5 protein-coding genes and 1 tRNA gene are annotated in these 7,657 nt (G+C 60.6%); 2 read left to right on the forward strand and 4 right to left on the reverse strand.

Annotated elements, in window-relative coordinates; all coding sequences use genetic code 11:
- Positions 1–76: 76 nt before the first annotated feature.
- Positions 77–2,227, reverse strand: coding sequence for a TonB-dependent siderophore receptor (locus tag JAB8_RS16395; RefSeq protein WP_070290618.1), 2,151 nt, complete (start codon positions 2,225–2,227; stop codon positions 77–79).
- Positions 2,228–2,609: 382 nt separating this feature from the next.
- Here JAB8_RS16395 and JAB8_RS16400 point away from each other — a divergent pair, with 382 nt between their 5' ends.
- Positions 2,610–4,316: a methyl-accepting chemotaxis protein gene (locus tag JAB8_RS16400; RefSeq protein ID WP_070290619.1), complete on the forward strand. Its 1,707-nt coding sequence runs from the start codon at positions 2,610–2,612 to the stop codon at positions 4,314–4,316.
- Positions 4,317–4,341: 25 nt separating this feature from the next.
- Here the strand turns inward: JAB8_RS16400 and JAB8_RS16405 are convergent, their stop codons facing one another.
- Together JAB8_RS16405 and JAB8_RS16410 are read right to left on the reverse strand one after the other, a co-directional pair.
- Entirely contained in the window at positions 4,342–4,794 is a 453-nt protein-coding gene (locus tag JAB8_RS16405) for a hypothetical protein (RefSeq protein WP_070222327.1), read from the reverse strand.
- Positions 4,795–4,863: 69 nt separating this feature from the next.
- Entirely contained in the window at positions 4,864–6,351 is a 1,488-nt protein-coding gene (locus JAB8_RS16410) for a SulP family inorganic anion transporter (RefSeq protein ID WP_070290620.1), read from the reverse strand.
- Between the two features lie 452 nt (positions 6,352–6,803).
- Here JAB8_RS16410 and JAB8_RS16420 point away from each other — a divergent pair, with 452 nt between their 5' ends.
- Entirely contained in the window at positions 6,804–7,358 is a 555-nt protein-coding gene (locus JAB8_RS16420) for an inclusion body family protein (RefSeq protein WP_070222332.1), read from the forward strand.
- Positions 7,359–7,487: 129 nt separating this feature from the next.
- On the opposite strand, the gene JAB8_RS16425 is transcribed toward JAB8_RS16420, so the two are convergent.
- Positions 7,488–7,561: transfer RNA gene (locus JAB8_RS16425), tRNA-Cys, on the reverse strand.
- Positions 7,562–7,657: the final 96 nt, after the last annotated feature.

A 7,657-nucleotide genomic window follows, 5' to 3' on the forward strand; every position in this document is an offset into this window, starting at 1 on the left:
TGCAGCGCCCGCCATGAAAAAAAACCCGCTCACGTGAGCGGGTTTTTTATGGATGAGACCGAACTTGCCAGCGAATTTACAGGCTGTAGCGCAAGGTCAACGCCACGTTGCGCGGCGCGCCAGGCAAGCTCAGGTTCGGGCTGGAACCATGGCCTGACACGATGTAGCGCGTGTCGCCGATATTGTTGATGTTCAGCTGCACTTCATAGCGGCCCGTGCGGTAGGCAGCCATGGCGTCGGCCGTCACGTAGCCCGGCAGCACGACCGTGTTGCCCGGATTGGCGAAGCGGCTGCCGACGGCATTCGCGCCGCCGCCCACCGTGAAGCCGTGGCCCAGGTCTTTCGTCAGCCACAGATTGGCCATGTTGCGCGCCGTCAGGGTGGCGCGCTTGCCCTTGATGGCCACCGAACTGGCCGTCGTCGTGCCCGGCGCATTCACGCTGCGGTCGACGGCGATGGAATCGGTGATGGTGGCGTCCAGGTAAGCATAACCGGCCATCATTTTCCAGCCGTCATGCAAGTCCGCGTTGAAGGTCAGTTCCAAACCATCCGTGCGCTGCGTGCCGACGGGCACGATGCGGTTCGTGATCGGGTCGCTGGTCTTGATGTTGTCGCGTTCCAGACGGAACAGCGACACGGTGGCGTTGGCGCGGCCGCCCCACAGGTCGTACTTGGCGCCCACTTCCGTGTTGCGCGTGGTTTCCGGCGCCAGGTCGGCATTGTTGGCGGCCAGGGCGAAGTTCTCGCCGCTGGGCTGGAACGAGCGGCTCCACGACGCGTAGTACGATTGCATGGCGCCCGGTTGCCAGACGAGGCCGGCGCGGGGGCTGTAGGCCGAATCCGTGCGCGACAGGTTGGCCGTCGTTACGCCAAGCGCATTGGCCAGGCGCGACTGCTGCTTGTAGCGGTCATAGCGCAGGCCGGCCAGCGCCTTCCACTCGTCGCTGAAGCTGATGGCGTCCTGCACGTAGGCGGCGGCCGTGTCGTAGGTGCCGAAGGTATCGCCGCGCGCGCCCAGCTTGCTGCGGTCGACCACAGGCAGGACGGGATGGGAGATCGAGACATTCGTCGCCACCACGGTCGAGGCCCAGCTCGACGCATCCTTGTTTTGCTTGCCGAACTCGGCGCCGTACAGCACTTCGTGGCGCAGGCCGCCCGTGACCAGCTTTTGCGTCAATTCCGTCTGGTTGAACCAGCCGCTCTCGTCGCGGTTGAGCTTGGCATGACCGAGGCTCATCGTGCCTTTGACTTCGTTGACGTTGCCGGAAATATTCGTGTTGTTGCGGTCCAGGTGGTAATCGTAATAGCGGAAGGCATTGCGCAGCGACAAGGTATCGCTGAACTTGTGCGTCAGGGTGGCGGCCGTGGAGACCACGCGCGACTGGCTGAAGTCCGCATCGCGGGCATTCGCCGCGCCATAATATGTGCCCGCATCGACGGCGACGGGACGGCCCTGGTAGGACGGGATGCCGAAGTCCGTCAGGCGGCGGTCTTCCAGGTAGTCGCCCTGCAGCAGCAGTTTCGTCGCGTTTGAGAGGCGGATGGCCACGGATGGCGCCAGCGCCGTGCGGTTGATGAATTGCTGCTCGCGGTAGCTGTCCGACAATTCGCGCGCGCCCGTGAAGCGCCAGTCCACCGTCTCGCCGACACGGCCCACGTCGACTTCGCCGCGGCGCCCTGCCGTATTGGTCAGGCTCAGGGCCACGTCCGTGATATCGATGCCGGGCTTCTTGGTGATGCGGTTCACCAGGCCGCCCGAGGAACCGCGGCCGTACAGCACGGCGGCCGGTCCCTTGATCACTTCCAGGCGCTCGACGTTCGACAGGTCGCGGAAATACAGCGCGTCATCGCGGAAGCCGTCGACGAACTGGTCGCCGATGGCCGTGAAGCCGCGGATGAACACCTGGTCGCGTTGGCCGTCGCCCGCGGACAGGCCCACGCCAGGGATGTTCTTCATGATGTCCTGGATCGACATGGCGTTCTGGTCGCGGATGACGGCGGCCGGCACCACGTTGATCGTTTGCGGCACGTCGCGCAGGGCCATTTCCGTCTTGGTGCCGCTGGCGGAGGTGGCGGCGACATAGCCATCCTTGTCCTTCGATGCCGTCACGGTGACGGCGGGCAAGCTTTCCTGCGCCCAGGCCGCCAATGGCGTGGCGCCCAAGGTCAAGGCGCCCAGTACGGCGATGGTGATCGGTTTACATCCTGGCTTGCGACGTTGCTGCATACAATTCCCTGGTCGATGTTTTAATACGAATGATTATCATTAGTATTTTATCAGGCGAACATGCATAAAGTAAGCGTTTCTGTAAGTGATAGTACTTATGGACTAGGTACTTGATGTAAAAACACAACAGGAAATCAATATCAAAAAATAATTAAAATTGCCGTAAGAAACTATTTCTCTGCGTCAATGCTATACTTGCGGCTTGCTGGGCAACGGTCAGCCTGACCGGCACGCCCCCTGTTTCACCTCCAACGCCACGCTCAGCGCGGCGCGCCGCACAGCCATCACGCGGCACCCGAAGACCCCGATCCCCTGCGCCTCGCGGCGCCTGTCCGCCCCTGCTGGCGGCGGCGATCATGACTATTAAACTGTTAGGAATTACATGAAAAACCTGAACATCGGCAGCCGCCTTGGCGTCGGCTTTGCTGTCGTATTGCTGTTGCTTGCCGCCTTGACCATCACCGCCCTCGTGCGCATGCAAACGGCCAGCGACCTGACTTACCGCCTGATCAATACCAGCATCAAGAACCAGCGCATGGTGGCCGAATGGTCGAAGATCATTGAACTCAACAGCGTGCGCGGCGTCGCCTCGTTCGAAATCACCGATCCTGTCGTGCGCGCCAAGATCGAGGAGGACTTGAAAGTCGATGCGGAGCGTTCCAGCAAGCTGCAGGACGACATCGTCGCATCCTTGCTCAACCCTGCCGTGATCGAGCAATTCAAGGTCGTGCGCAAGGTACGCACCGATTACGTGACGACGCGCGCGCGCGCCTTCAAGATGAAGGCCGACGGCGACATGGCAGGCGCCAAGATCGTGTTCGACAAGGAAGTCGCGCCCATCACCGTGGCCTATCTGGCCGAAGTGAAGCGCTTCGCCAACATGCAGATCAAGGCGGCCGACGGCGTCGGCGCCAGCATCATCGAAGCGTACAGCAGCACGCGCATCTTCCTGATCACCATGGGCGTGCTGGCCGTGCTGATGGGCATCGGTTTTGCGTGGTGGATCACGCGCTCGATCACCGGTCCCATCCGCGATGCCGTGAAAGTGGCGGAAACCGTGGCAGCAGGCGACCTGAGCAGCACCATTACGGCACAGGGCCGCGATGAAACGGCCCAGCTGATGCATGCGCTGAAAACCATGAACGACAGCCTCGTCGGTATCGTGGGCCAGGTGCGCAGCGGCACCGACACCATCGCCACGGCATCGGCGGAAATCGCCGCCGGCAACCAGGACCTGTCCTCCCGCACGGAACAGCAAGCCAGTTCGCTGGAAGAAACCGCCTCGTCAATGGAAGAACTGACGTCGACCGTGAAACAGAATGCCGACAACGCGCGCCAGGCGAATAAGCTGGCCGGCGACGCGGCCGGCATCGCCAGCCGCGGCGGCGCCGTGGTGGCCGAAGTGGTCGCCACCATGGGCGAGATCAATACCTCGTCGAAGAAAATCGTCGACATCATCTCCGTCATCGACGGCATCGCCTTCCAGACCAACATCCTGGCCTTGAACGCGGCCGTGGAAGCGGCGCGCGCCGGCGAACAGGGACGCGGCTTCGCCGTCGTGGCAACCGAGGTGCGCAACCTGGCGCAGCGCTCGGCAGCGGCGGCGAAAGAGATCAAGGGCCTGATCGACGATTCCGTGCAAAAGGTCGACGTGGGCACGGACCTGGTCGACAAGGCCGGCAAGACGATGGAAGAAATCGTGCAAAGCATCGGCTTCGTCACCTCCATCATGAGCGAAATCAGCAACGCCAGTGAAGAGCAAAGCGCCGGCATCGAGCAAGTCAACCAGGCCATTTCCGAAATGGATCAAGTGACCCAGCAAAATGCGGCGCTGGTGGAAGAAGCGTCGGCAGCGGCCGAAGCGATGCAGGAACAGGCGAGCGAACTGGCGCAGGTGGTCAGCGTCTTCCGCCTCGATGCAAACGCTGCGGCCACCGACCGTTTCAGCGCCAAGGCGGCGCAGCGCAGCGCGCCGGCAACCCCGGCAGCGCCGGTCCGCAAGGCCTCCATCCCTGCCCTGCGCCTGCCCGCGACGCGCGCCAGCAGCAAGGCGGGCGCACCGGCAGAAGGCGAGTGGGAAGAGTTTTAAATCTGCTGCAGCAAGCCGCGCGCCATCAAGCCGCGCGCGCTTGCGCTGTGGCGATCAGTGCCGCCAGCTCGCGCGGCGCGGATTGCCCCAGAAATTCCAGCGCCAGCGCCTCGGGATCGATGGCGGCATCCATCGGCAAGCCATGCTCGAAACCGCCCACCATGGTGCGGCAGAAATGCGGCGATTCGGCCCGCGTTTCCACATACCAGCAACCCGCATGACCCTGCACGAAGTATTCGCCGATAAAGTAGCCGAGCATGGTTTTCACCCATTGCCAGCTCTCGTCGCGGATGACGATGGTGCGCATGGCCGCATCGATGTACGGCAGGTACTCGGCCGCATTGGTCAGCACTTCGTGCGCGGGCTGGATGCCCAGGCGCTCGACAAAATTCACCAGCGACGCGCCCAGCGCGTCATAGTAGGCATCAAAAGCCGTTTGGCTTTGCTGCAATAATTGTTCTTGTTCGTACGACAGCATTCACACTCCACAGACATTCAACAATTCCGCCCATGCCGAGAAATGGCGCGGAGCAGACTTTCCCCTATTTTACGCCACGCTCACATCGACGCCCGCGCGCTGCAGCAAGGCCTGGTTGCGGGCGGACAGATGCGTCACCTGCAGGTGCTTGCCCGCCTTGTCGTAGCGCTCGTACAAGGCTTCGATGGCGGCAATGGCCGAGTGATCGGCCATGTGCAGATGCCGGCAATCGAGGATGACGCGGACCGGATCGGCGGCCGGCTGGAACAGTTCCAGGAAATGCGTGGTCGAGGCGAAAAACAGGGTGCCGTGCGGCAGGTACACGCGCACGCCCGAGCTGCCATCATCGATGTCGGCGCGCATGTCGCGCGCATGTTGCCAGGCAAAATTCAAGGCGGCAATCACGATGCCGCACAGCACGGCCATCGCCAGGTCCGTAAACACCGTGATCACCGTCACGGCGACGATCACCAGCGCATCCTGCAATGGCACCTTGCCCAGCACGCGCAAGGAACCCCAGGCAAACGTCTGCTGCGCCACGACGAACATCACGCCGACCAGCGCAGCCAGCGGGATGCGCTCGATCAGCGGTGACAGGAACAGGATGAACAATAAAATCATCACGCCGGCCGTCACGCCCGACAGGCGCGAGCGGCCGCCCGAGCTCAGGTTGATCATCGTCTGCCCGATCATGGCGCAGCCGCCCATGCCGCCAAACAGCCCCGACACGACATTCGAAGCGCCGAGCGCGATGCATTCGCGGTTCGGCTGGCCCCGCGTTTCAGTCATCTCATCGGTGAGATTAAAGGTGAGCAAGGTTTCCAGCAAGCCCACCATGGCCATCAGCGCCGCATACGGGAAGATGATGTGCAAGGTCGCCATATCCAGCGGCACGGCGGGCCAATGCAGGGCCGGCAAGCCACCGGCGATGTGCGCGAGGTCGCCCAGGGTGCGCGTGGGCAGGTGCAGGAAATGGCTGAGCACGCCCACGCCCAGGATGGCCACCAGCGCGGGCGGCACGGCTTTTGTCAGGCGCGGCAACACGTAGACGATGGCCATGGTAAGCAGCACCAGCGCGCCCATCACATACAAGGGCGTGCCTTGCAGCCAGGCCTCGCCCTGCGGCGTGGCCTGGCGAAAGTGTTCGAGCTGGGCCATGGCGATGACGATGGCCAGGCCATTCACAAAGCCCAGCATTACGGGATGGGGCACCATGCGGATCAGCTTACCCAGGCGCAAGAGGCCAAACAGCGCCATGATGATACCGCTCAGCACCACAGTCGCCAGCAGATATTGCACGCCATGCTGGGCCACCAGTGCCACGATGACGACGGCCATGGAACCGGCCGCGCCCGAAATCATGCCGGGACGCCCGCCAAAGATGGCCGTCAATGCGCAGATGATGAAGGCGCCATACAGGCCCATCAGGGGATTCAACTGTGCCACCAGGGCAAAGGCGATGCATTCGGGCACCAGGGCGAACGAGGTGGTCAGGCCCGCCAGGACATTTTTTTGTATGTTCGAGAACCACTCTTCCCGAAAACTTGCGTTGATCATTGATTCACATCCAGGGTCGGAACAGGGAAATGCGCGTCCAATGGACAGCCATCGGGAGCAACCATGCAGGCAGGCTTCGCGGGGAAGCCGCGACTAGCTTTAACGGAGAGGGAAATCGTCAGCGACTACATGGGAATGGCGAAAAGGGAAAGATTCATCAGCGCACCATGGGGTGTGGCTGAGCCTGCAGACATTATACAAGATGCGGCCGGGCCGGATGGGCGGGACCGCGGCACGCAGACGCGGGCAGGAAAATAATGTTTCCAACAGCTGTATTTACAAAATAAAAATAATTTAAATGGAATATTTTTAAATAATACTGCTGTTTCAATTGGATAGTATCTATGCAATTTTCTCCATTATTCTACACAGCAGCGGTGGAGACTGCTTACCACATTAAAAAACGGGGCGTATCCGAAAAGCCAGACGAGTAGGAAAACCGAGGAGGAATCATGACCGACGCGCAATTATATGCCAGCAATATTACAATCAACATTCTCGTTGTAATAGACACCGATCTGATTATGGCTCAGCATCCGCGTCAGACCGCCCCTGATCAGAGCAAGCCCGTGGGCCTGGCGCATACCAGCCAGTACATGATTGCCACCGACCCGCGCGGCATCAATAGCGGACAAGGCTCTGCTGACCTGAGTTTCAGGGCCAACGTGGGCGACTATGTCTCGTTCACCGGCGCGTCCATCTATGACAACGCCGATTCGGCCGTCATTGTGTATGGCATCAATTACTGGAATGGCGACAAGGTCTTCAATACCTTTGTCTCCAATACCATTACCCGCAGAAATGCGGTCATGCCGAATTCGGATTCCTCGAATGGTTTGCCGGCAATACAGCAACCGCGCAATTTTTCTAATTTCACGGCGCAGGTATCCAAATCCGGCACGGAAAATTTCTATGTCTATATTGCCGTATATAGCCTGAATGACGATGGCCAGACGCAAAGCCTGTATGGTTATTTTTATTGGGATCCACAGATTACTGTCGGTTAGTCATTTCCCGGAAATCAAATAAACTGAAGCCCTGTATTTAATTGCAGCCGACGCCGTTCAGCCGCATAGGCAAAAAAAAGCCCACCGAAGTGGGCTTTTTTATCTGCGCGTCAATCACTGCGCTGCATCTGGAGGCGAGGACGGGAATCGAACCCGTCTAAACGGCTTTGCAGGCCGCTGCATAACCTCTTTGCTACCTCGCCAGAGGAACTGCTTCGATGCGCCTTGCGGCCCACCTTGAAAACTGGAGCGGGAGAAGAGTCTCGAACTCTCGACCTCAACCTTGGCAAGGTTGCGCT

It is taken from the genome of Janthinobacterium sp. HH106 (genome assembly GCF_001758725.1).
Classification (GTDB): domain Bacteria; phylum Pseudomonadota; class Gammaproteobacteria; order Burkholderiales; family Burkholderiaceae_D; genus Janthinobacterium.

What these genes read in the sequence shown, in the direction of transcription:
- JAB8_RS16395 (WP_070290618.1), bottom strand. Translation starts at nt 2,227, where the DNA reads ATGCAGCAACGTCGCAAGCCAGGATGTAAACCGATCACCATCGCCGTA.
- JAB8_RS16400 (WP_070290619.1), top strand. Translation starts at nt 2,610, where the DNA reads ATGAAAAACCTGAACATCGGCAGCCGCCTTGGCGTCGGCTTTGCTGTC.
- JAB8_RS16405 (WP_070222327.1), bottom strand. Translation starts at nt 4,794, where the DNA reads ATGCTGTCGTACGAACAAGAACAATTATTGCAGCAAAGCCAAACGGCT.
- JAB8_RS16410 (WP_070290620.1), bottom strand. Translation starts at nt 6,351, where the DNA reads ATGATCAACGCAAGTTTTCGGGAAGAGTGGTTCTCGAACATACAAAAA.
- JAB8_RS16420 (WP_070222332.1), top strand. Translation starts at nt 6,804, where the DNA reads ATGACCGACGCGCAATTATATGCCAGCAATATTACAATCAACATTCTC.